General features: G+C 72.7%; 27 protein-coding genes. 12 read left to right on the top strand and 15 right to left on the bottom strand.

Annotation, left to right across the window (positions count from 1 at the left end):
- Positions 1 to 60: 60 nt before the first annotated feature.
- Positions 61 to 1059 (bottom strand): cytochrome d ubiquinol oxidase subunit II, encoded by a 999-nt coding sequence (gene cydB / locus O7604_RS23815; RefSeq protein WP_269706123.1) that lies wholly within the window; start codon positions 1057 to 1059, stop codon positions 61 to 63.
- Between the two features lie 17 nt (positions 1060 to 1076).
- Positions 1077 to 2486 (bottom strand): cytochrome ubiquinol oxidase subunit I, encoded by a 1410-nt coding sequence (locus O7604_RS23820; RefSeq protein ID WP_281577833.1) that lies wholly within the window; start codon positions 2484 to 2486, stop codon positions 1077 to 1079.
- Positions 2487 to 2681: 195 nt separating this feature from the next.
- Here O7604_RS23820 and O7604_RS23825 point away from each other — a divergent pair, with 195 nt between their 5' ends.
- Entirely contained in the window at positions 2682 to 3452 is a 771-nt protein-coding gene (locus O7604_RS23825) for a lysophospholipid acyltransferase family protein (RefSeq protein ID WP_281577834.1), read from the top strand.
- Between the two features lie 63 nt (positions 3453 to 3515).
- On the top strand, positions 3516 to 4166 hold the full coding sequence (locus O7604_RS23830; protein WP_281577835.1) for an NAD(P)H-dependent oxidoreductase: 651 nt from the start codon (positions 3516 to 3518) through the stop codon (positions 4164 to 4166).
- Between the two features lie 149 nt (positions 4167 to 4315).
- On the opposite strand, the gene O7604_RS23835 is transcribed toward O7604_RS23830, so the two are convergent.
- Together O7604_RS23835 and O7604_RS23840 are read right to left on the bottom strand one after the other, a co-directional pair.
- On the bottom strand, positions 4316 to 4684 hold the full coding sequence (locus tag O7604_RS23835; protein WP_269706132.1) for a DUF4180 domain-containing protein: 369 nt from the start codon (positions 4682 to 4684) through the stop codon (positions 4316 to 4318).
- Positions 4677 to 5129: a helix-turn-helix domain-containing protein gene (locus O7604_RS23840; protein WP_281577836.1), complete on the bottom strand. Its 453-nt coding sequence runs from the start codon at positions 5127 to 5129 to the stop codon at positions 4677 to 4679. Before O7604_RS23840 ends, O7604_RS23835 begins: the two co-directional genes overlap by 8 nt.
- Positions 5130 to 5217: 88 nt before the next feature.
- On the opposite strand from O7604_RS23840, the gene O7604_RS23845 reads away from it, so the two are divergent.
- The 4 genes from O7604_RS23845 (at position 5218) to O7604_RS23860 (ending at position 8996) form a co-directional block, all read left to right on the top strand.
- On the top strand, positions 5218 to 5985 hold the full coding sequence (locus O7604_RS23845) for a glycerophosphodiester phosphodiesterase (protein WP_269706136.1): 768 nt from the start codon (positions 5218 to 5220) through the stop codon (positions 5983 to 5985).
- Between the two features lie 19 nt (positions 5986 to 6004).
- Positions 6005 to 7396, top strand: a complete 1392-nt coding sequence (locus O7604_RS23850) for an MFS transporter (RefSeq protein ID WP_281577837.1) — start codon at positions 6005 to 6007, stop codon at positions 7394 to 7396.
- Between the two features lie 112 nt (positions 7397 to 7508).
- A complete protein-coding gene (locus O7604_RS23855; protein WP_085983679.1) occupies positions 7509 to 8183 on the top strand; it encodes a thymidine kinase in 675 nt (224 codons plus the stop codon).
- 27 nt (positions 8184 to 8210) lie between these two features.
- Positions 8211 to 8996 (top strand): NPCBM/NEW2 domain-containing protein, encoded by a 786-nt coding sequence (locus tag O7604_RS23860; RefSeq protein WP_281577838.1) that lies wholly within the window; start codon positions 8211 to 8213, stop codon positions 8994 to 8996.
- 10 nt (positions 8997 to 9006) lie between these two features.
- On the opposite strand, the gene O7604_RS23865 is transcribed toward O7604_RS23860, so the two are convergent.
- Positions 9007 to 9465: a hypothetical protein gene (locus O7604_RS23865; RefSeq protein WP_281577839.1), complete on the bottom strand. Its 459-nt coding sequence runs from the start codon at positions 9463 to 9465 to the stop codon at positions 9007 to 9009.
- 99 nt (positions 9466 to 9564) lie between these two features.
- On the opposite strand from O7604_RS23865, the gene O7604_RS23870 reads away from it, so the two are divergent.
- Positions 9565 to 9936 carry a VOC family protein gene (locus O7604_RS23870; protein ID WP_281577840.1) on the top strand — a complete coding sequence of 124 codons (372 nt, stop codon included), beginning with the start codon at positions 9565 to 9567 and terminating at the stop codon, positions 9934 to 9936.
- Positions 9937 to 9992: 56 nt separating this feature from the next.
- On the opposite strand, the gene O7604_RS23875 is transcribed toward O7604_RS23870, so the two are convergent.
- The 6 genes from O7604_RS23875 to O7604_RS23900 all read right to left on the bottom strand — a co-directional run bounded on the left by O7604_RS23875 (position 9993) and on the right by O7604_RS23900 (position 13843).
- Positions 9993 to 10982: a tyrosine-type recombinase/integrase gene (locus tag O7604_RS23875; protein ID WP_281577841.1), complete on the bottom strand. Its 990-nt coding sequence runs from the start codon at positions 10980 to 10982 to the stop codon at positions 9993 to 9995.
- A 113-nt stretch (positions 10983 to 11095) separates the two neighbouring features.
- Complete coding sequence (locus O7604_RS23880) at positions 11096 to 11530, bottom strand: Hsp20/alpha crystallin family protein (protein WP_018784337.1); 435 nt, start codon at positions 11528 to 11530, stop codon at positions 11096 to 11098.
- 74 nt (positions 11531 to 11604) lie between these two features.
- Positions 11605 to 12114 carry a GNAT family N-acetyltransferase gene (locus O7604_RS23885; protein ID WP_281577842.1) on the bottom strand — a complete coding sequence of 170 codons (510 nt, stop codon included), beginning with the start codon at positions 12112 to 12114 and terminating at the stop codon, positions 11605 to 11607.
- Positions 12111 to 12638, bottom strand: a complete 528-nt coding sequence (locus O7604_RS23890; protein ID WP_269706150.1) for a DUF2087 domain-containing protein — start codon at positions 12636 to 12638, stop codon at positions 12111 to 12113. Before O7604_RS23890 ends, O7604_RS23885 begins: the two co-directional genes overlap by 4 nt.
- Before the next feature lie 90 nt (positions 12639 to 12728).
- On the bottom strand, positions 12729 to 13283 hold the full coding sequence (locus O7604_RS23895) for an isochorismatase family protein (RefSeq protein ID WP_281577843.1): 555 nt from the start codon (positions 13281 to 13283) through the stop codon (positions 12729 to 12731).
- A 71-nt stretch (positions 13284 to 13354) separates the two neighbouring features.
- The gene (locus tag O7604_RS23900) at positions 13355 to 13843 is read right to left on the bottom strand and encodes a GNAT family N-acetyltransferase (protein ID WP_281577844.1); all 489 of its coding nucleotides are present in this window, start codon (positions 13841 to 13843) and stop codon (positions 13355 to 13357) included.
- Between the two features lie 108 nt (positions 13844 to 13951).
- Here O7604_RS23900 and O7604_RS23905 point away from each other — a divergent pair, with 108 nt between their 5' ends.
- The 3 genes from O7604_RS23905 to O7604_RS23915 all read left to right on the top strand — a co-directional run bounded on the left by O7604_RS23905 (position 13952) and on the right by O7604_RS23915 (position 16778).
- Positions 13952 to 15493: a glycosyltransferase family 39 protein gene (locus tag O7604_RS23905; protein ID WP_281577845.1), complete on the top strand. Its 1542-nt coding sequence runs from the start codon at positions 13952 to 13954 to the stop codon at positions 15491 to 15493.
- Between the two features lie 13 nt (positions 15494 to 15506).
- The gene (locus O7604_RS23910; protein ID WP_281577846.1) at positions 15507 to 16325 is read left to right on the top strand and encodes a TIGR04222 domain-containing membrane protein; all 819 of its coding nucleotides are present in this window, start codon (positions 15507 to 15509) and stop codon (positions 16323 to 16325) included.
- Between the two features lie 144 nt (positions 16326 to 16469).
- Positions 16470 to 16778, top strand: coding sequence for a hypothetical protein (locus O7604_RS23915; RefSeq protein WP_269706160.1), 309 nt, complete (start codon positions 16470 to 16472; stop codon positions 16776 to 16778).
- A gap of 65 nt (positions 16779 to 16843) precedes the next feature.
- Here the strand turns inward: O7604_RS23915 and O7604_RS23920 are convergent, their stop codons facing one another.
- Positions 16844 to 18415: an MDR family MFS transporter gene (locus tag O7604_RS23920; protein WP_269706162.1), complete on the bottom strand. Its 1572-nt coding sequence runs from the start codon at positions 18413 to 18415 to the stop codon at positions 16844 to 16846.
- Positions 18416 to 18485: 70 nt separating this feature from the next.
- On the bottom strand, positions 18486 to 19094 hold the full coding sequence (locus tag O7604_RS23925) for a TetR family transcriptional regulator (protein ID WP_281577847.1): 609 nt from the start codon (positions 19092 to 19094) through the stop codon (positions 18486 to 18488).
- Positions 19095 to 19421: 327 nt separating this feature from the next.
- On the opposite strand from O7604_RS23925, the gene O7604_RS23930 reads away from it, so the two are divergent.
- Positions 19422 to 19958, top strand: coding sequence for a DUF1062 domain-containing protein (locus O7604_RS23930; RefSeq protein WP_281577848.1), 537 nt, complete (start codon positions 19422 to 19424; stop codon positions 19956 to 19958).
- Between the two features lie 43 nt (positions 19959 to 20001).
- Here O7604_RS23930 and O7604_RS23935 read toward each other — a convergent pair whose 3' ends face one another.
- Positions 20002 to 21204, bottom strand: a complete 1203-nt coding sequence (locus O7604_RS23935) for a macrolide family glycosyltransferase (protein WP_281577849.1) — start codon at positions 21202 to 21204, stop codon at positions 20002 to 20004.
- Between the two features lie 111 nt (positions 21205 to 21315).
- On the opposite strand from O7604_RS23935, the gene O7604_RS23940 reads away from it, so the two are divergent.
- Positions 21316 to 21906: a TetR/AcrR family transcriptional regulator gene (locus O7604_RS23940; RefSeq protein WP_281577850.1), complete on the top strand. Its 591-nt coding sequence runs from the start codon at positions 21316 to 21318 to the stop codon at positions 21904 to 21906.
- Here O7604_RS23940 and O7604_RS23945 read toward each other — a convergent pair.
- Complete coding sequence (locus tag O7604_RS23945; protein WP_281577851.1) at positions 21903 to 22385, bottom strand: tetratricopeptide repeat protein; 483 nt, start codon at positions 22383 to 22385, stop codon at positions 21903 to 21905. The two genes, O7604_RS23940 and O7604_RS23945, sit on opposite strands and share 4 nt — an antisense overlap.
- Positions 22386 to 22532: the final 147 nt, after the last annotated feature.

Consider the following 22532-nt stretch of genomic DNA (forward strand, 5'->3'; position numbering starts at 1 on the left):
CCGCGGGGCCGGTGCGACCCCCTCGCACCGGCCCCGCGTACCCCTGCGCCCACAGGTCGATCAGTGTTGCGGAATGTTCTGTACCCCGATTCGGCGGCGGAACACCCAGTACGTCCAACCCTGGTACGCCAGCACGATCGGCGTGAAGATCACCGCCACCCAGGTCATGATCTTCAAGGTGTACGGGGTGGACGCCGCGTTGGTGGCCGTCAGCGTGCCGGCCGCGTCCAGGGTGGACGGCATCACGTTCGGGAACAGCGCGGCGAACAGCGTCGCCACGGCCAGCGCGATCGCCACGGCGGTGCCGGTGAACGCCCAGCCCTCCCGGCGTACCTTGGCCGCGGCCAGACCGCCGAGCAGGGCGAGGGCGGCGCCGACGGCGAGCACGACGGCGGCGGCGCTGGAGCGGATGGTCAGCGACCAGCTCAGGAACGCCACGGCGGCCACGGCGGTGCCGACACCGAGCTTGACGGCGAGGGCGCCGGCGCGCTCCCGGATGTCACCGGTGGTCTTGAGCGCCAGGAACACCGCGCCGTGGGTGAGGAACAGCCCCAGCGTGGTCAGGCCGCCGAGCAGCGCGTACGGGTTGAGCAGGTCGACCAGGCCGCCGACGTACTCGTGGTCGGCGTCCAGCGGCACGCCGCGGAAGATGTTGGCGAACGCCACGCCCCACAGCACCGCCGGGATCGCCGAGCCCCAGAAGATGGCCTGGTCCCAGCGGCGCTTCCAGGACGCCTCGGGCCGCTTGTGGCGGTACTCGAAGGCGACACCGCGGGCGATCAGGGCCAGCAGGATCAGCAGCAGCGGCAGGTAGAAGCCGGAGAACAGGGTGGCGTACCACTCGGGGAAGGCGGCGAACATGGCGCCGCCGGCGGTGATCAGCCACACCTCGTTGCCGTCCCAGACCGGGCCGATGGTGTTGATCAGGACGCGGCGCTGCCGGTCGTCGCGGCCGAGCACCGGCAGCAGCATCCCGACGCCGAAGTCGAAGCCTTCGAGGATGAAGTAGCCGGTGAAGAGCACTGCTACGAGGAGAAACCAGACGGTAGTCAGTTCCACGGTTGGGCTCCGGGGTGTCAGTAGGCGAACGCCAGCGGGCGCTCGGCGTCGTCGGTGTCGTCGTCGGTCTGCGGGGTGACGTCCGGGACGCCGGCGCGGGCGTAGCGGACCAGCAGTTTGAACTCGACCACCGCGAGGACGGCGTAGATGAGCGTGAACGCGGTGAAGGAGGTGAGCACCTCGGTCAGGGAGACGCTGCGGGACACGCCGTCACGGGTGAGCATCTCGCCGAAGACGATCCACGGCTGACGGCCCATCTCGGTGAAGATCCAGCCGAAGGAGTTCGCGAGCAGCGGCAGCACGGGCATGACCAGGCCGGCGCGCAGCAGCCACTTGCTGGTGGGGGTGCGGCCCTTGCGCTGGCTCCACAGCACCAGCAGCGCGATCGCGGCGGCGGCCAGCCCGAAGGCGATCATGAACCGGAAGCTCCAGTAGGTGACCGGGATGATCGGGGCGTAGTTGCCGGGGCCGTACTGGCTGGCGTACTGGGCCTGCAGGTCGTTGATGCCCTGCACGGTGCCGTTGGGGTCGCCGGTGCCGAGGAACGACAGCAGGTACGGGATCTTGATGGCGAACAGCTCGCGGCTGCCGTCGAGGCTGCCGACGGTGAGCACGGAGAACGAGGCGGGGCTCTCGGTGGTGTAGAGGCCCTCCGCGGCCGCCATCTTCATCGGCTGCACCTCGGTCATGATCTTGCCCTGGATGTCGCCGGTGAGGATCACCAGCGCCGAGGAGACCAGGACCGTCCAGGAGCCGAGCTTGGTGGCGAAGCGGTACGCGCCGGTGTCGGCGCTGTCGCGGTTGCGCATCACGTGCCACAGGCCCACGGTCACCATCAGCGACCCGGCGACCAGGAACGCGCCGGCCAGGGTGTGCGGGAAGGTCACCAGGGCGACCTTGTTGGTGAGCACGGCGACGAAATCGGTCAGCTCGGCGCGGCCGCTCTCCGGGTTGATCCGGAAGCCGACCGGGTTCTGCATGAACGAGTTCGCGGCGAGGATGAAGTACGCCGACAGGTTGGTGCCGATCGCGGCGGCCCAGATCGAGGCCAGGTGCAGGCGCTTGGGCAGCCGGTCCCAGCCGAAGATCCACAGGCCGATGAACGTGGATTCGAGGAAGAACGCGACAAGGGCCTCGATGGCCAGCGGCGCCCCGAAGATGTCGCCGACGAAGCGGGAGTAGTCGCTCCAGTTCATGCCGAACTGGAACTCCTGCACGATGCCGGTGACCACACCCATCGCGAAGTTGATCAGGAACAGCTTGCCGTAGAACTTGGTGAGTTTGAGGTACCGCTCGTTGCCGGTGCGGTGCCACATGGTCTGGAGGATCGCCACCAGCACGGACAGGCCGATGGTCAACGGCACGAACAAGAAGTGGTAGACGGTGGTGACACCGAACTGCCAGCGGGCGACGTCCAACGCGTCCACCAGAAAACCCCCAGCTGTGCATACTACGAGACGTAGTAGATACTACTCGTCGTCGTAGAGAAAGCAGCAGGGCCGCAGGGCCCCACCCGGCCCGGGACCAATGACCCTGATCACCCTTGCCGGAGGACCTGCCGGTCCCGGGATCACCGTGGCGGGTGCCCGGGTCGCTGCGGCTCGTGCGACCATCCAGCACTGATGAACAGCACCCTCTGGCGCGCGCCGCTGCTGTGGCGGGGCGCGCAGACGCTCGCCCGCGCCGCCGTCGGGCTGGTCGGCCGGCTGGAGGTCACCGGCGACGTGCCCGACGCGCTGCGCCACGGCCCGCTGGTCCTGGCCGCCAACCACATCAGCCCCTTCGACCCGGTCGTACTCGCCGCCGCCTGCCGGGTCCGGCGCGTCGCGCCCCGGATCATGGCCACCGGCGGACTGTTCCGCGCCCCGGTCATCGGCGCGCTGATGCGCCGTGCCGGGCACATCCGCGTCGACCGGGGCACCGCCGCGGTGCACCGCTCCCTGGAGGTCGCCGCCCAGGCCGTGGCCGGCGGCTCGGTGGTGCTCGTCTACCCGGAGGGACGCATCGGGCTCGACCCCGGCATGTGGCCCGAGCGGGGCAAGACCGGCACGGCCCGGCTCGCGTTCGCCAGCGGCGCCGCCGTCGTACCGGTCGCCCAGTGGGGCTCGCACGAGGTGCTGCCGTACCGCGCGCCCAAGGGAATGCTGCGCGGCGTGGCGCGGGCGCTCGTGCGCCGGCCCGTCATCCGGGTGCACTTCGGCGCCCCGGTGGCGATCGACGACCTGCGGTCGGGCTCCCCCGGCGCGGCCCGGCAGGCCACCGACCGGATCATCGACGCGATCACCGAGGACCTGGTCCCGCTGCGCCCCGACGAGCCGGACCTGCCACGTCACGTCGACCCCGGGCGGCCGGTCGACACCGCACGGGCGCACCGCCGCCACCGCGCCGGCTGACGCATCCCGGCCCCGGTCGCGGGTATCAAGTCCCCGCACTCCCGAGGCGGAGAGGACCCGGCTATGACCGCTGTTCGCGCACTCGTACTCAACTGCACCCTGAAGCGTTCCCCGGCGACGTCCAGTTCGCAGGTGCTCGGTCAGGAGGTGCTCGACGCACTGGCCGATCAGGGCGTCGACGGCGAGATCGTCCGGGTGGTCGACCACGACGTGCGTTTCGGGGTCTCCGTCGACGAGGGCGACGGCGACGGCTGGCCCGCCATCCGCGCCAAGTTGCTCGCCGCCCAGATTCTGATCATCGCCACGCCGATCTGGCTCGGCCAGCCCGCGTCGGTGACCAAGATGGTCCTCGAACGGTTGGACGCCGAGCTGTCCGAGACCGACGAGCAGGGCCGCCTGCGCACCTACGGCAAGGTCGCCGGGGTGGCGGTGGTCGGCAACGAGGACGGCGCGCACCACACCATCGCCGAGGTGCAGCAGGCGCTCAACGAGGTGGGGTTCACCTGCCCGGCCGCCGGGGCGACCTACTGGGTCGGGGAGGCGCTGCACAAGACCGACTACGTCGACGCCCGCCCCAAGCCCGACACGACCGGCCGCACCACCGCCGCGCTGGCGCTCAACAGCGCCCACCTGGCCCGGCTGCTCGCGGAGCGCCCCTACCCGCCGCCCGGAACCCGCGACGCGGCCGTCGGCCCCAGCGCCCAGCCCGGCTGACCCCGCGCCCCGACCGCGCCGACCGCGCCCGCTGGCCGCCGCTGATCTTGCACTCGGTGCCCGGGCAAACCCGGCAATCCGCCCCCGACGAGGGCCGCAAGTGCAAGATCGGCGAGGCGCGGCGAGGCGGGGGCGAGGTGGGGCGGGGGTCAGGGGGTGGCGCGCAGGCGGGCGTCGAGCGCGTCGAGGTCGGGGACGAACCACACCTGGTCGTGCCGGTTGGACTCGGCCACCAGCGCCCGCAGCGCGCCACTGCGCTCCAGGTGCTCGGAGATGTCCCCGACGATCGCCAGGCGCAGCCGGTAGTTGACGAACTTCTGCATCACCTCACCGGCGAAGCGGGTGCCGAGCGCGAAGAAGTCGGGGTCGAGCCGGGCGGCCGGCACCGCCACCACGGTCGCGCCGAGGAACGCCGCGCCGATGAGGTCCAGCGCGTCGCGTTCGGTGGCGATCGGCGGGCCGTCCGGGTCGCAGACCAGCACCTGCTCGCCGGCGCGCTCCTGCATCAGGTCAGCCACGGTCGCGCTCCCCGCCGGCGAGCAGGCCGTTGCCGCCGTCGAGCACCCCGTCGAGCAGGCGCAGCAGGTCGGCGGTGGCGGTGAGGTCGCCCAGGATCACGATGGTCATGCGGTGCCGCTCCTCGTCGTGGACCGTCTGCACCCGCAGCGGACGGTCCGGGTCGTGGTGGGTGTTCACACCGGCCAGCACCAGCGTGCCGAGCCGGTCGGCGGCGACCCGGTCGACGCCGTCGAGCCGCACGACGCTCGACACCTCCGCCCCCGGTGCCGGCGCGGCCGGGGCGGGCCGGCCGGTCAGCGCGTCCAGGTCCGCGCGGGCGATCCGGTACTGCTTGCCGATCCGCGTCGCCCGCAACCGACCGGAGCGGATGTAGCCGCGCACGGTGCGCACGTGCAGGCCGAGCAGGTCGGCGACCTGCTCCACCGAATACATGTCGTTACTCATCGCACCCTATCCTAGCCGCGATAGGGAAGGATAGGTAATTTCACCTCCCGGCCATGTGCGCGCCAACCTGGACGGGCATACTGCCCGCGTGCAGCCCCGTCCCGGCTACCTCGACGCGCCCGCACCGCTGGCGTTCGCCCACCGCGGCGGCGCGGCCGACGGCGACGAGAACACCGCCGCCGCGTTCGCCCGTGCCGTCGCTCTGGGATACCGGTACGTGGAGACCGACGTGCACGCCACCGCCGACGGCGTACCTGTGGTGTTCCACGACCCGACGCTGCGCCGGGTCACCGGGGAACCCGGTCGCATCGCGGACCTGCGCTGGGCCGACCTGTCCTCGGTACGCGTCGGCGGCGCCGCGCTGGTGCCCCGCCTGGACGAGGTGCTCGGCGCCTGGCCGCAGGTGCGGTTCAACATCGACGTGAAGTCCGACGAGGGCGTGGCGCCCACCGTCGCCACCGTGACCCGGGCCGGCGCGGGCGACCGGGTGCTGCTCGCCTCGTTCAGCGACGCCCGGCTGACCCGGCTGCGGGCGCTGGCCGGGCCGACGGTCGCGACCAGCCTGGGCATGCGCGGCGTGGCCCGGCTGCGGCTGGCCTCGCTGCACGGACGGCCGCTACGACTGCCCCCGTCCGTGGTCGCCGCGCAGGTGCCCGTCTCCTTCGGGCGGGTGCCGGTGGCGGACCGGCGGTTTCTCGCGTACTGCCACCGGATCGGGTTGCAGGTGCACGTCTGGACGATCGACGAACCCGCCCAGATGCACCACTTACTTGATCTTGGGGTGGATGGCATCATGACCGATCACGTCAGCGTGCTCCGTGACGTCTACCGCAGTCGCGGCCACTGGGCCGCCTGAGCCCCCGAGGACGACCCCGATGGCCGATACGGTCACCCCCGCCGTCGCCGACCCCGCCGGACCGGGCAGCACCCGCCGCGAGCGCACCGGCTGGTACTTCTACGACTGGGCGAACTCCGCGTTCCAGACCACAGTCATCACCGTCTTCCTCGGGCCGTTCCTGACCACCGTCACCGAACTCGCCGCCGGCTGTGAACTGGGCGCGGACAGCTGCGACGGCGCCGTGTACCCGCTGGGCATCAAGGTCGCGGCCGGCTCGTTTTACCCGTACCTGATCTCGCTGTCGGTCTTCCTCACCGTGTTCGTGCTGCCGGTGATCGGCGCGATCGCCGACCGGTCGGCGCACAAGAAGCGGCTGCTCGCCGCCGCGGCGTTCACCGGCGCCGGCGCGACCATCGCGTTCGCGTTCGTCACCGGCGAGCGCTACCTGCTCGGCGGCGCGCTGTTCCTGATCGCGAACATCTCCTTCGGCGCCGCCGTGGTCGTCTACAACTCGTTCCTGCCGCAGCTCGGCGGCCCGGACGAGCGCGACGGCATCTCCAGCCGCGGCTGGGCCATCGGCTACCTCGGCGGCGGCCTGCTGCTCGCGCTCAACCTGGTCGCCGTCACGATGCTCAGCGAGGAGGGCAACGCCCAGCGCACCCTGGACCTGGCCCGCTGGTCGATCGTGTCGGCGGGCGTGTGGTGGGCCGCGTTCACCCTGGTCCCGCTGCGCTGGCTGCGCGAACACCCCACCGCCGCCGCCCTGCAGGCGGGCGGCAACGTGCTCACCGACGGGTTCCGGCAGCTCGGGCGCACGCTGCGCGAGATCAAGGCGTACCCGCTGACGCTGTTCTTCCTCCTCGCGTTCCTGGTCTTCAACGACGGCATCCAGACCGTCATCACCCTCGCCAGCCAGTACGGCACCGAGGAACTGCGGCTGGACCAGAGCACCCTGATCGTGACCATCCTGCTGGTGCAGTTCCTCGCCTTCGGCGGCGCGCTCGCCCTCGGCGCGCTCGCCAAGCGCATCGGCGCCTGGAAGACGGTGCTGCTGTCGCTGGTGCTCTGGACCGGTGTGATCATCGCCGCGTTCCGGCTGCCGGCCGAGGCGCCCGTACCGTTCATGATCCTCGGCGGCTGCATCGGTCTGGTGCTCGGCGGCAGCCAGGCGCTGAGCCGGTCGCTGTTCAGCCAGCTCATCCCGGCCGGCAAGGAGGGCGAGTACTACGGCTTCTACGAGATCAGCGACAAGGGCACCAGCTGGCTCGGCCCGCTGGCGTTCGGCCTGGTCTTCCAGCTGACCTCGTCGTACCGGGTGGGTCTGGTCTCGCTGCTGATCTTCTTCGTGGTCGGGTTCGCGCTGCTGGCCGCCGTGCCGATGCGCCGGGCCATCATCGCCGCCGGGAACACCCCGCCCCGGGTGCTCTGAGCCGCCGCGCCGTCCGGCCTGTGGATCATCGCGGGCCGGATCAGGCGGCGTCGATGGACTAGGCTGCCCCGACGTGACAGACGACGCCGCCCCGACCTGCCTGGCCCGCCCCCTGCCGGGGCCCGGCGACGACCGTGCCGCCGGCTGCGCCGCCGCCCGCGGCGTCGACGGCCGGCCGCTGCACGCCGCCGCGCTGAAGTTCTTCTGGGGGCCGATGGACTGCGGCAAGTCCACCATGGCGCTGCAGATGAACCACAACCACGCCCGGCAGGGCCGCCGCGGCCTGGTCACCACCCGCATCGACCGCTCGCTGGGCCCGCAGGTCACCACCCGCATCGGCCTGGCCCACGAGGCCGTCGAGGTCACCGACGACCTCGACCTGCGCGTCCTGGTCCGCGACGCGTGGGCCGAGGGGGTACGGGTCGACTACCTGATCTGCGACGAGGCGTCGTTCTACAACCTCGAACACATCGAGCAGATGGCCGAACTGGTCGACCGGTTCGACGTCGACGTCTACGCCTTCGGCCTGGCCACCGACTTCCGCTCCTGCCTGTTCCCGGCCGCGCAGCGGCTGTTCGAACTGGCCGACGAGGTGGCCCGGATCCAGGTCGAAGTGCTGTGCTGGTGCGGCCGGGAAGGGCTGCTCAACGCCCGCGTGGTCGGGGGCCGGGTGGTCCGGGAGGGCGCGCAGGTCGTCATCGGCGACACCGTGGACACCGCCGACGTGCGCTACCAGGTGCTGTGCCGGCGGCACTACCGCTCCGGGGACCTCGGCCCGCGCGCCTGACGGGCACCCGCCTGGTACAAACGGTCCGTGCGCACCGACATCGATGCCGCGACGCCGGCGCAGACCGCTGCCCCGCGACCCGCCCGGCTGCTCCCGCAGGGCGTCGGCGTGATCGCCGACGTGGCCGCGGTGGCCGCGCTGCTCGCCGGCGGCGGCCGGCCCATCGTCCTGGCCGCCAGCGCGGGCGCCGTCCTGGCCGGCGGCTATCTCGTGGTACGCCGGCTGGGGCAACCGGTCGACCGGTCCGCGCTGGTGGGCCTGGCCGTCGCGGTAGCCGGCGCGGCGATCTTCGGCTACGCCGTGCGGCCCACGCCCCAGGCGACGACACCAGCCGGCGCGGCACCCACCGGTGCGGCGGCCCCGGCCACCGGAACCCCGGTCGCGGCCACCACCGGCGCCGCGTCATCGCCCGTCGTCGCCGCCGGCACCTGGCTGTTCGACCTGCCGGCTGTCGACGGCGGGAACGGCTGGGAGCAGCGCGCGGAGACGGTCGACGGCAAACGGTACGACCACAGCCTCGTCGCGTCGACCTGCAGCGCCACCGACGACGAGTCGGAGTCGTTCAACCTCGGCAAGCGCTTCGCCGCGTTCCGGGCCACGGTCGGGGTGCCCGACGACGTCCAGGACTCGTTCCGCGCCCGGTTCACCGTCCTGGTCGACGGCGAGGTGGTCTTCCGACGCGATCTGGGGCTGGGCGGCACCGCCGCGCTGGACGTTCCGGTCACCGGCGCGCTGCGGCTGACCCTGCGGGTCGACAACGTCGGGCTCAGCGGGTGCGACGACGCCGCCTGGATCGAGCCGCGCCTGCGGTGACGTCCGGTGGTCAGAAGGGATCTCCGCACACCCGCCAGCCGCCGCCCTCCGGCACCACCGGCAACTCCCGCTCCTCACTGCCGCCACCGTCGCGGTTGATCCGCACGACTACCGTCCCGCGCGGGCGGCCGGACCGGGTCGCCACCGACACGTCAACGATCTCGTAACCGCTGACCTGCGGCGGGGTCCGCACCCAGCTGCCGAAACCGGTCTTGCTCCACCTACCCCGGGCCTCGGCGCACAGCCGCTCGTACGCCGCGTCGGTGTCACCGGAGGCGACCTCGCGGAAGAACCCGTCGGCGGTCTCCCGCACCGGACCGTCGGACTGGAGCACCACCTGCGCGTTCCACGCCGCCAGACCGGCCACCCCGATCAGGCAGGTGCCCACGCCGAGACCGGCGATCAGCACGCCCGCGCGTAGCGGCCGGCGTCGCCGGGCCGTGTGGTGCCACTCCTGCTGCCTGCCCATCACCGTCGACGGTAGGCAACCGGGACGCGCCGCGCAGGCGGTTGCGACGCGCGCTCGTGGCGGGCCGGAGATGTCAGGGGCCGGGGGCAGACTGTCGGCATGACAGTCAATGCCGACATCGCCATGATCAGCCTCGACAGCTCCGACCCGGCCGCGCACGCGGCCTTCTACGCCACGGCGCTGGGCTGGGAGATCACCCACAGCGAGGCCGAGTACGCCATGATCGTCAAGGACGGCACGTCGATCGGCTTCGGCCTGGTGCCCGGGTACGCGCCCCCGGCCTGGCCGGACGAGAGCGGCGGCAAGCGCTACCACCTGGACCTCTACGTCGACGACGTGGCGGCCGCGGAGAAGGAGCTGGTGGCGGCCGGCGCGACCCGGCCCGGGTTCCAGCCCGGCGGCGAGCGGTGGACAGTGCTGCTCGACCCGATAGGGCAGCCGTTCTGCCTCTGCCCCCGTCCGCAGGGCTGACCGGTCGGCGCAGCGGGCCGCGCAGCACCGCGGCCCGCATCGCGTCCGGTGACGGTTCAGCCGCGACGGCGCGCGCGGGCCGCCCAGATCGCGTACGCCGGATCGCGGTCCAGGTTGTGCCGGTCCCGGTCGTAGCGGCGGGTGGTACGCGGATCGGCGTGCCCCATCGCGTCCTGCACGTCCTCCAGCGGCACCCCCTCGGAGCGGGCCGTGGTGGCGAACGCGTGGCGCAGCGAGTGCGGCGACAGTTTCGCCCAGGCGGCGATCCCGGCGCGCTGCGCGAGGCGGCGCACCAGCCGGAACACGGCATGCCGGTCCATCCGGCCACCGGTGGCGGTGACCAGCAGCGGGCCGGTCAGCTCCGGCACCGTGACACCCTGCGCGGCGGCCCGGGCGGCCAGGTAGGCGTCGACCGCGTACGCGGTGCCCGGGGTGAGCGCGCGCCGGCGTACCTTGCCGCCCTTGCCGACGAAGCGGACGCTGCGGTGACCGCGTTCCGTGCCCAGGTCGGACACGTCCAGCGCGACCAGTTCCCCCACCCGCAGCCCCAGGTCGGCCAGCAGCGCGACGGCGGCCCGGTTGCGGGCGGCGGCCGGGCCGGTGTCGGCCTCAGCGGCGGCGATCAGCGCGTCGACCTCCTCCGGCGTCAGGCCGACGGTCGCGGAGTGGTCCCGGTCCACCCGGGGCCGGTCCGCCGCCGACACCGGATTGGCGGTGACCGCGCCCAGCTTGGCCAGGAAGTCGTACCAGCTCGACAACGCGGACAGCCGGCGCGCCACGGTGGCCGGCGTGAGCGTCCGGCCGTCGCGCCCACGCGGCGTGGACTCCAGTTCCCGGCCGTAGGCGTTGACATCGAGGAAGGTGGCCCGCAGCGGGTCGAGCCCTCGCTCGGCGCACCAGCTCAGCCAGCCGGTGACGTCACGCCGGTACGCGTCGCGGGTGTGCTCGGACAGGCGCCGGTTGCGCAGCCACGCCTCGGTGACGTCGGCGGGGCCGGCGGGCAGGGCGGCGGCGCGGGCGCGGGGCAGCACCTCGGGGCGAAGCATGTGAGAAAGGTTCTCAGCCGCCGGGGTGTTTGGCGACGAGGCGCGCTGAGCCGCCGGCGAGCAGACGCGGGGTCGGCCGGCGCTCCGGCCTCCCCCGCGTCGGCGTGACGTGCTCAGGCGGTGGTGAGCTGACGGTGGCCGTTGCTCTCGGCCGGCGTGCTCACGGCGATCCGGCGCGGCTTGGCGCGCTCGGCGATCGGGATGCGCAGCGTCAGCACCCCGTTGTCGTAGCCGGCCTCCAGCCGGTCGGTGTCGAGCGTGTCGCCCAGGAACAGCTGCCGGGTGAACGTGCCCATCGGCCGCTCGGCGGCGACCAGCTCGACGTTCTCGCCGGTCGGGCGACGGCGCTCGGCGCGGACGGTCAGCACGTTGCGCTCGACCGTGCAGTCGATGCTGTCCGGGTCCACGCCGGGCAGGTCGAACGCCGCGTAGAAGTGGTCACCGTCGCGGTAGGCGTCCAGGTGCATCACGGCGGGCCGGGCGGTGGTGCCGAAGAACTGCTCGGCGATCCGGTCGATCTCGCGGAACGGGTCGGTACGCATCAACATGGCTCTTGCCTCCTCGGTTCTCCTGGCCCAAGGTCTCAAGTTGAGTCCTAGTGACTCAAGTTCCTGGTTCCGTTTTAGCGCGCCTCCGCCGGGTCGTCAACTCGTCCCGCGAGCGCCTTCTCGAACCAGTGCTGCGCGTACGGGCCGCTGGTGAAGGCGGGGATCTCCCGGTAGCCGTGGCGGGCGTACAGGGCACGGGCCTCGACCAGGTCGGAGCGGGTGTCCAGCCGGATCCGCCTCGCCCCGCCGGCGGTCGCGTACGCCTCGACCGCGGCGATCAGCGCCGCACCGCCACCGGCGCCCCGGTGCTCCGGGCGCACGTACACCCGGGTCAGCTCGGCCCAGCCCGGTTGCCACCGCAGCCCGGCGCACCCGGCGAGCCGCCCGTCGCGGCGGGCCAGCACCAGCAGCCCGGTCGGCGGGGCCAGGTCGTCGCTCGGGTCTTCGGCCAGCGCGGCGTCCACCTCGTCGGGCCGCTCCGGACGGCCGTACCAGCGGCGCACCATCTCCACCATGTACTCGCGCAGCATGAGCGTCGCGTCCGGCTCGCCCGGATGAGCGACGTGCGTGCTCCAGACGCTCACGGCCCGGTCCGCCAGTAGACGCCCTGCTCGCGGGTGAGCAGCATGTCGTCGATCAGGTAGCGGCGCAGCGTCACGTGGTCGGCCTCGCCGCCCTCGCACCACCGGCGCAGCGCGTCGTCCACCTCCCGCTCCGGGTAACGGCGTCCCGGCTCGAAGGTGCGTTCGGTGATGTGCTCCAGCAGGACGCGACGGCGTCCCCGCTGCGCGGGCAGCCGGGTGAGCGCGCCGTCGCGCAGGAACGTGCGCAGGATCGTCTCGCGCGGGTTCGCGGCCGGAGCCGCCGGGGACGCCGCCCCGGCCCGGGCGAACTCGCGCAGCCGCTCGGCGTCGACCCGCAGCCCGTCCCCGTCGTCGGCGAGCACACCGGCGTCGGTGAGACGGCGGACGGCCACGGCGGCGTCGCGGGCGGGCAGGCCGGTCCGGGCCACCACGGACGGCACGTCCCGGGCGCCGAGCACGATCGCGGCGAACACGGTCCGGCGGCGCTCGTCGGCGAGCGCCCCGGCGAGGGCATGAGCGGTCATGGCGGGCAGCCTGTCAGCAACCCGCCGGATCCGGCGAGGCGTTTTCCGGCCGCCGCCCCGGTCGCCGCCGTGACGTCCGGTGCCGGCGGGTCAGGCCGTGAAGTCCACGTCGGCGGCCTCGACGGTGCCGGCCGTGCGCCCCGGCGCGGTCTGGAAACTCCAGTAGAGGTTGGTGTGGGCGATCACCTGCGCTGGCGGCGGTGCGCCGTAGGCGGACAGGTCCTCGGTGGTGTGCGCGTCGCCGACGAGCGTGGCGTCGTAGCCGCGGGTGAACGCCCCGTGCAGCGTGGAGCGGACGCACGCGTCGGTCTGCGCGCCGGTCACGACCAGCCGGCCCACCCGGGCGGCGGCGAGCACCGATTCCAGGTCGGTGTCCTCGAAGGAGTCGCCGTACGCCTTGTGCACCAGCGGCTCGTCGTCGCGGCGCGACAATTCCGGCACGATCCGCCACTGCTCGCTGTCGGGCGGCAGGTCGTCGCTGCGGTGCTGCACCCACACCACCGGAACGTCGGCGGCGCGGGCCCGGTCGACCAGGCCCGCGATGGTGGCGACCACCCGGTCACGGTCGTGGGCGCCGCGCACCACGCCGTTCTGCACGTCGATGACGAGCAACGCGGTGCGCGGGCGGTCGGTGAGCGTGGTCATGGCGCACGTCCTTCCGGACCGGGAATCGCGGTCAACCTATCCCCGGCCCCCGACAGGAAGACGCCGCCGCTTCACAGCCGACGGTGCATGACGTGCAGCCCCACCAGGCCCCGCGTCGGATGGGCGAACGACTCCGGCACGGTGCCGATCACCGTGAAGCCGAGCCGCCGGTACAGCTCCACCGCCGCCGTGTTGGTCTCCACCACGGCGTTGAACTGCATCGCGGCGAAACCCTCCCGCCGGGCCCAGTCCAGCGCCTCCTCGCACAGCGCGCGGCCCACACCCCGGCCGCGGGCGTGCGCCGCCACCATGAAGCTCGCGGTCGCCACGTGCGACCCCGGCCCGGGCCGGTTCGGGCCCATCTTCGCGGTGCCGCACACCGCGCCGTCGTGGTCCACCGCGACCGAGGTACGCCCCGGCGGGCGCTCCACCCACACCTCCCGCAACGTCTCCGGCGGCCAGTCCGGGTCGTACGCGAACGTGTCGGCGGCGGTGACGACATCGGAGATGATCGGCCGGACCTGGCCCCAGTCGGCACCTGTGTAGTCACGAATCAGCATCGGCGGGCACGCTAGCTGTCGCCCCGGCCGTCCGGCCACCGGTTTCCGTCCACCCGGCCGAGGGCGGCGGGGCACCGGCGGACCCCCGGCCCGGGCCATCATGGACGGGTGGCCGAATCAGTCGCCGACATCGATCGGAGCGAGGCCGCCGCGCCCGGTGGCCCGCCGACCGCCGGACCGCGTACCGCCGCGCCCCTGGTGGTGGGCGGGGTCCTCACCGCCGTGCTGTTGTCGCTGGCCGGCCGCTACGGCTACCACCGCGACGAGTTGTACTTCCTGCTTTGTGGCCGGCACCTCGACTGGGGCTACGTCGACCAGGGGCCCCTCGTGCCGGCTCTGGCCCGGCTGGCCGACACGATCGCACCGGGCAACCTGGTGGTGCTGCGTACCCCGTCGGCGTTCATCGGCGGCGCGGCGGTGGTCCTGGTCGCCGCGATCGCCCGGCAGTTCGGCGCCGACCGGGTGGCCCAGACGGCCGCGGCGGTGCTGGCCGCCGCCTCGGGCATCGTCCTGGCCGGCGGTCATTTGCTCAGCACCACGAGCGTCGACCTGCTGGTGTGGCTGGCCGCCACCCTCTGCGTGGTACGGATGCTGCGCACCGGCGACACCCGGTGGGCGCTCGGCGCCGGGCTCGCGCTCGGTGTCGGCCTGCTCAACAAGCCGCTGCCCGCCCTGCTCGGCGTGGGCCTGGTCGCCGGGCTGCTGATCGCCGGGCCGCGCGGGCTGCTGCGGGACCGGTGGGTGCTCGCCGGAGCGGGCGTCGCCGCGCTGCTCGCCGTGCCGTACGCGGCGTGGCAGGCCACGCACGGGTTCCCGCAGCTCGACGTCGCGTCGTCGATCGCCGGCGGCGACAGCTCCTACAGCGGCCGGGTCGACGCGGTGGTGCTCCAGTTCCTGATCATCAGCCCGTTCGCGGTTCCGGTGTGGGTCGCCGGGCTGGTCGCGCTGCTGCGCCGGCCGTCCTGGGCGGCGTACCGGTCGCTGGCCTGGGCGTGGGTGGTGGTGGTCGCGATCGTGGTGGTGGCCGGCGGCAAGGGCTACTACGACGCGCCGCTGCTGCTGGTGCTCACCGCCGCCGGGGTGGTGGCGGCCGTCGAGTGGGCGCGGCGGGGTGCGGCCCGGGTGCGGCGGGCGGTGCTGGTCACCGCCGTCGTGCTGATGGCCGCGAGCAGCGCGGTGCTGCTGCTGCCCACGCTGCCGGCCGACCGGCTGCCCGGGTTCGTGGTCGCGGCCAACTACGACGCGGGCGAGACGATCGGCTGGCCCGAGTTCGCCGACTCGGTGGCCGCCGTGCACCGCGCCCTGCCTCCGGCCGAGCGCGACCGGGCGGTGGTGCTGACCGGCAACTACGGCGAGGCCGGCGCGCTGGCCCGGTACGGGCCGGCCCGGGGACTGCCCCGCGCGTACTCCGGGCACAACAGCATGGCCACGTTCGGCCGGCCGCCCGACGACGCCGACGTGGTGATCGTCGTGGGCTGGTCCCGCCCGGAGCCGCTGCGCGCCTGGTTCACCGAGGTCACCGAGGCGGGCCGGGTCGACCAGCGGGTCGACGTCGACAACGACGAGAACGGCGAGCCGATCTTCGTCGCCCGGGGCCTGCGGCGTCCGTGGTCGCAGATCTGGGACACCGAGGTACGCCACGGCTCCTGAGATACTTGCCGTCATGCTCTGGGGAGTCAGCGGGCCGATCTTCCTCCTCGACTACCTCGGCGCGGTCGCCGTGGCAGTCGTGATCGCCCTGGCGGTACGCGAACTGACCGGCCGCCACGCGCGGGGTGCGACGCCCGACCGGGTCGAGCTGGCGTACCTCACCGATCGGGCGCTGCTGGCCTGCCAGGTCGGGGTGGCCGCGCTGCGCCGCGCGGGCGGGGTCGAGATCGGTGAACTCGCCACCCTGCAGGCGCAGGGGCGCCCGCCTGCCGGTTCGCCCGCGCTGGTGCGCGCCCTGCACTCGGCGTTGCGCCGTCCGCAGACCTGGGCGGCGGTGCTCGCCGATCCGGACGTGGGCCGGGCGCTGCGCCGTACGGTCGGGCGGCTGGTCCGCGACGGCTGGCTGCTCACGCGCGCGCAGCGACGGCGGATCGCGCTGGGTACGGTGCCGCTGTTCGCGGTCGCCGCGGTCGGGTTGACCCGGCTCGTGGACAGCGCGGTCGAGGGGCGTTCCGCCGGTGGTCCGGCTTCCGTCGCCGGGCTGCTGTTGTGCTGCCTGGCCACCGCGCTCGGCGGCTGGTGGCTGACCGAGGTGCCGGAGACCGGCGCCGCCGCCCGCGCGCTGGTGCGGCGGCTGCGCCGCGAGCACGCCGACCTCGACCCGGAGCGCCGCCCGGTCTGGCAGGGCCGCGACACCGGCACGCTGCTGACCGCAATGGCCCTGTTCGGCCCCAGGCCGCTGCTCGCCGTGGACCCGGCGTTCGCCGTGCAGGTGGGCGTCGACCCGGAACGGGACCGTCCTCGTCCCGACCGCAAACCCGCCCGCCGCTGACCGAACCTCCCATTTCGCGTCGATCATGAGGTTGGCGGCGCCGGGCGCCCGGTTTGTCCGGTACAACTTCATGATCGACGCGGGTAGGGGCAGGCCGTCGGCGAGAGCCGGTTTCCTTGTCTTGAGCGCCGGGAAGGCTCGGGCATGGCCGAGACATTCGTGAGCGAAGACCTGAAGACACTGCAGGCGATTGCGCGCGGGGCCGGGATACAGGAGGTCGACCGCCTGTCGCCGGACCAGCTGGTCGAGGCGTTGCGCCGGGCCGGGGTGACCAACGGTACGCAGGACCAGTGGCCGTCCCAGCCGATCGAGGACCCGGCGCACCTGGCCGGGCTGCCCCGCAGCTCGCTGACGCAGGGCGACGAGAGCACCGGCGGCCGGGCCGCCGAGGAGGCGATCGGCGCCATGCCGGGCGAGTCCGGCACCGAGATCAACGACCGTACCGAACGCTGACCGTACGCAAGGAAGGGGCCGCCCCCGGTGCTCCCGGGGGCGGCCCCACGCTCGTTCGGGCCGGGTCAGTGCATGCCGGCGGTGGCCGCCGCCTCCTCGCGGGCCCGGCGCTCGTCGCCGCTGAGTGTGTTCAGCGGCTTCTCCTTGATGAACAGCACGACGACCAGGGCGAGCAGCGCGAACGGCGCGCCGATGAGGAACATCTCCGACGTGGCGGTGCCGTAGACCTCCTGCACGATCCGCAGCACCGGCTCCGGCAGGGCCGACAGGTCGGGCACCTCGGCCGATCCACCGCCGGTGGCCAGCGGGCCGAGCTTCTCCGTGGTCAGCGACGTCACCCGGTTGGCCAGGACCGCGCCGAGCGCGCTGACCCCGACCGCGCCGCCCATGCTGCGGAAGAACGTCAGCACCGAGGTCGCCGCGCCGAGTTCCGCGGCCGGTACGTCGTTCTGCGCGGCCAGTACCAGGTTCTGCAGGAGCATGCCGACGCCGACGCCCAGCACCGCCATGTACACCGAGAGCATCGGCACGCTGGTGTTCGCGTCGATGGTGCTCAGCAGCAGCATGCCGACCGTCATCACCGCGGCACCGGCGACCAGGAACATCTTCCAGCGCCCGTACTTGGTGATCAGCTGGCCGGCCACCGTCGAGGAGACCAGCAGGCCGAGGACCATCGGCAGGCTCATCAGGCCGGCCGCTGTCGGCGACTTGCCGAGCGAGGTCTGGAAGTACTGCGACAGGAAGACGGTGCCGCCGAACATCGCCACGCCCACGAGGATGCTCGCGATCGTGGTGAGGCTGACGGTGCGGTTGCGGAAGATGCCCAGCGGGATGATCGGCTCCTCGGTGCGGGACTCGACGAAGACGGCGAGCGCGAGCAGCGCCAGCCCGCCGCCGACCAGCAGCGCGGTCCAGCCCGAGGCCCAGTCGAACTTGTTGCCGGCCAGCGACGACCAGATCAGCAGCGTGGACACACCCGAGGTGATCAGCAGGGCGCCGAGCCAGTCGATGCGGACCTTGCGGCGCACCACGGGCAGGTGCAGCGTCTTCTGCAGCAGCGCGATGGACAGCAGGCTGAACGGCACACCGATCAGGAAGCACCAGCGCCAGCCGAGCCAGGACGTGTCGACCAGGACGCCGCCGATCAGTGGGCCGGCGATGGTGCCGACACCGAAGACGGCGCCGAAGATGCCGGCGTACCGGCCCAGTTCACGCGGCGGGATCATGGCCGCCATGACGATCGTGGCGAGCGCCGTCATGCCGCCCGCGCCGATGCCCTGGATGACCCGGCTGAGCAGCAGCACCTCGACGTTCGGGGTGAAGCCGGCGACGAGCGAACCGGCCACGAACAGGCCGAGGGACAACTGGATCAGCAGTTTCTTGCTGTAGAGGTCGGCCATCTTGCCCCACAGCGGCACCGTCGCGGTCATCGCCAGCAGCTCGCTGGTGACGATCCAGGTGTAGACGGTCTGGCTGCCGTTGAGGTCGGCGATGATCCGGGGCAGCGCGTTAGCCACCACCGTCGAGGCGAGGATCGCCACGAACATGCCGACCATCAGGCCGGACAACGCCTGGAGGACCTCCCGGCGGGACATCCGCGTACCCGTCTCGGCGGGTGGAACAGTGGCGGTGGTCATCGAACTCCTTGTCGGTGTGCACGTGCGAGCGGCCGCGCGCGACGGCGGCGGCCGGTACGGATGGGAGGGGTCAGGACGGATCGGGCAGGCCGGCGGCGACGACGGCGAACGCCTCGGCGGTCAGTTCACGCAGCGTCGCCGTGTCGGGTCGCTCGACCCACTGCATCAGGGCCGTGCGGAACACCGCGCCGGCAACAGTGGTGACGAGCGTCGGGTGGCCGTGGCACGGGTCGAGCCCCAGCCGGGCGGCCACCGCCGCGACGATCACCTGCTCCGTCTCGGCGTTGCCGCTGATCAGACGCGGCAGCAGTGACGGGTTCGCCGCGATGACGCGCAGCCGCAGCAGCCACACCTCCCGATCGGCCTCGATGGCCTCGACCACCTCGTCGAAGGCCCGCCGCAGCGCGTCGAACGCGGACATCTCCGGCGGCGCGGCGACGATGCGGGCAGCGAGCACCTCGCGGTCGGCCGGCTGGTCGCCGAGCAACGCCTCGTCCTTGCTGGGGAAGTAGTTGAAGAAGGTGCGGGCCGACACGTCGGCGGCCTCGCTGATCTCCTCCACCGTCACCTGGTCCAGGCCGCGCTCGGCGACCAGACGCAGCGCGGCGGCGCTGAGGGCGGCGCGGGTCTGCCGCTTCTTGCGGTCACGCAGGCCGGGACGGGTCTGATCCGAGGTCACGCCACGAGACTACGAGCGATCTTGCAGAGCGTGCAAACTTTTAGTCAGTGAAGTGATGCGGCACGCATCGGTCCCGGAAAACGGGTTGAGAGTGGTTCCGGACGTCCCGTACGTTTCCCGCACTCCTGTCGCAGCGAAGAAGGACGATTCCGCGTGACCCCTCCTGCTCTCTAGAACCTGACACGTTCCCCACGCCTGTAGCCGGCCGTTGCGCGCCGGCTCCCCGGGCTGCCCTCGCGCGCCCGGCCACAGCGTCCGAGGCCGCGCGTAATCGGCCTCGCGTCAGGTCTTCAGAGATCAGGTCTCATGTCTTCCCAACCTCATATCGTGCTGCCCTGGGTCGTGCGCCGGACCCGCCTTCCGCTGCTGTCGCTGCGCTGCGTCACCTGCCGGGCGGAGTCGGCCACCGCCGCCCGGGGCCGGTTCCGCGTCAACGCCAACGGCAAGCTGCTGGACGTGTGGCTGCTGGTGCACTGCGTGTCCTGCGACCGGACCGTCAAGCTCACCGTCCGGGAGCGGGCGACTGTCGGTTCGTTCGACCCCGTCGATCTGCACGGCCACCACCTCAACGATCCCGACCTGGTGGCGGCCACCCTGCTGGACCCGGCGTTCGCCCGGCGCTGCCGCTTCACCCTGGACTGGACCGGCGCGTGGCGCCTGGACGCGCCGGTCGTGCCGCTCGACGTGTGGCCGGTCCAGGTGAACGTCACGTTCGACGACCCGGTGCCGGTACGCCCGGACCGGCTCATCGCGCACCGGTTCGGCCTCACCCGGTCCGAGGTGCTGCGTCGGGTCAAGTGCGACATTCCGCTGAAGCGTCCGACGAGCTCCGCCTTCACCTTCACCGTGCTGGCGGAGGACTGACCGGGCGTGGTCGCGGCGGCCGGGTTGCCGCCGCGACCACGCCTCACCGGCCGCTCGCGGCACCGCCCCGTACCGCGGCGAGCTCGGCCTCGATCAGATCGGCGGCCCGGTCCGCGCCGCCGGCGGCGCGGGCCTGCCGCTTCAGCTCGGCGGTGCGGGCCGCCACGGCGGGGTCCGAGGTGAGGGCGAGCAGCGCCTCCCGCAGCTCCGCGGCGGTGACGCCGGCCGAGTCGACGACCCGGGCGACGCCGAGGGAGGCCAACTGCTCGGCGTTCGCGAACTGGTCGGCCGCCTGCGGTACGGCGATCATCGGCGTCCCGCAGAAGAGACCCTCGCTGCTGCCGCCCATGCCGGCGTGGGTGACGAAGGCGTCCGCCTGCTCCAGGACGGCCAGCTGCGGCACCCACCGGTGGACCTCGACGCTGTCCGGGACGGCACCGAGTTCGGCGGGATCGACGTGCGTGCCGATCTGCAGAACGGTGTGCCAGCCGGGCAGGTCACCGAACGCGGCGACGCAGCGGCGGTAGAACTCGGGCTGCCGGGTGAAGGCGGAGCCGAGCGAGACGAGCAGCACCTTCTCGGCGTGCGCCGGTCGTACCCAGGAACCCTGGTCGGAGCGGTCGCCCAGCACCGGGCCGACGAAGCTGTAGACCGACCGGTCCACCCGGTCGGCGTTCGGCTGGAGCGCCTCCGGCGGCAGGACGAGGCTGCGCACCGGCCGCCCCTGGAACGCCATGCTGTCGGTGACCGACGAACCCTCGGCGGTCAGCCACGCCGTGAACCGCCGGTAGTAGTCGGCGCCACGCGGATCGGCCCGCATCGCCTCCACGGCGGGTGCCATCTCCTGCTCGTAGCCGTCCCAGGCCACGAACGTCGAGGAGAGCTGGACGGCCGGAATCCCCCACTGCTCGCCGAGCAGGCGGGCCGGCGCACCCGCGATGTCGTAGAGGAACAGGTCCGGCCGGTCGTCGGTGTAGGCGGCCCGCAGCTGCGGCAGCATGGCGATCGCGTCGTCGAGGAAGAGCGTGAGCTGCGCGATCGGGTCGTCGATGCCGGCGCCGCCGTCGGCGGGCAGCGTTGAGGCGTACGGCTTCAGCTCCGCCCCGGTGCGCTGGACGACCTCGGCGAAGGCGGGGTCGTTGGCGTAGGTGACCCGGTGGCCGCGCCGCACGAGGGTACGGATGATCTCCAGGCTCGGGTTGACGTGGCCGTGGAACGGAATGCTGACCATGGCGATGTGCGGCACGTGAACTCCTGATCTCTGCTGAGACGAGACGTCCCGTCTCGCTCGACAAGCAGAGCACGGCGGAGCCGCGCCGTCAAGACGATACGTCTCGTCTCGCTGTATGCTCGTGGCGTGACCCCGCAGCCCGCCCGCCGCAACGAGCAGTCCCGCCGCGCGATCCTCGCCGCCGCCCTGGAACTGCTGACCGAGACCGGCTACCCGGCCCTGACCGTCGAGGCGATCGCCGCCCGCGCCGGCGTCGGCAAGCAGACCATCTACCGCTGGTGGCGCGGCAAGGGCGCGGTCATCCTGGACGCGCTCGCCGAGGACCTGCCCGAGGTCATCACCCTGCCCGACACCGGCGACCTGCGGGCCGACCTGCGCCAGGTTCTGCGGGCCACCGTCGCCGAGTTCGCCGATCCACGGCTGTCGGCCACCACCCGCGCCGTCACCATCGAGACACTCGCCGACGAGGATCTGGCCGGCCAGGCACGCGACCGGCTGCTCCGTCCTCAGTTGAACGCGGTCCGCGCCCGCCTGGAGGCCGCGCGCGAGGCCGGCCAGGTCCGGCCCGATGCCGCGTTGGACCTGGTGGTGGAACTGCTGTTCGGCCCGCTGTACCACCGCTGGCTGCTGCGCAACGGCCCACTGACCGCCGACTACGCCGACGGCATCGTCGACCTGGTCGTCGCCGCCGTCACGCCGTCACCGAGCACCGGCTAGCCATTCACCTGCGGCCTGTCGCGGGCGGCCAGCTCCTGCGACAGCCGATCGAGTCCGTCCCTTATCAGCTTCCCGTAGCCGTCGTCGCCGAGCGCGCCGATCCCCTCCCGGGCCCGCCGGACGTGGTCCCGCGCCTGGTCGAGTTCGCCGAGCTTGCGGTAGCACTCCGCCAGGTTGAGATGCAGCGACGGATACAGCCCGGCAACCGACATCGGCACCCCGGCCTGCGCGACCCGCTCGTCGGTGAGCAGGTCGGCCGCCGCGAGCGCCCGCCGGTCCCAGGCCAGTTCCTGGCGTACGTCGTCCTGCACGTCGGCCATCGCGTGGGCGAGGACGCAGACGTGCAGGGGGTCGCCCCGCTCCCCGCCGATCTCGTCCCAGATCTGGGCGAACAGGTCGCGGGCGTCCTCCCGTCGGCCGTACTGGTGGTGCATCTGTACGCCGTCGTTGATCCGGGTCAGCGTCGCGTCGAACACCATCGCCTGCTTCCTGGGGGTCGGCTGCGGTGGCGTGATCGTACGCCGACAGCGGTCTCTGAACCCGCGCGCACATAACTGTCATTATGGTGTGCTGACGATTCGTCCCTTTTGGCCAGACTATTTAAACAATTGGCGTTACTGGAAATC

The organism is Micromonospora sp. WMMA1947, from assembly GCF_027497355.1.
GTDB lineage: Bacteria > Actinomycetota > Actinomycetes > Mycobacteriales > Micromonosporaceae > Micromonospora.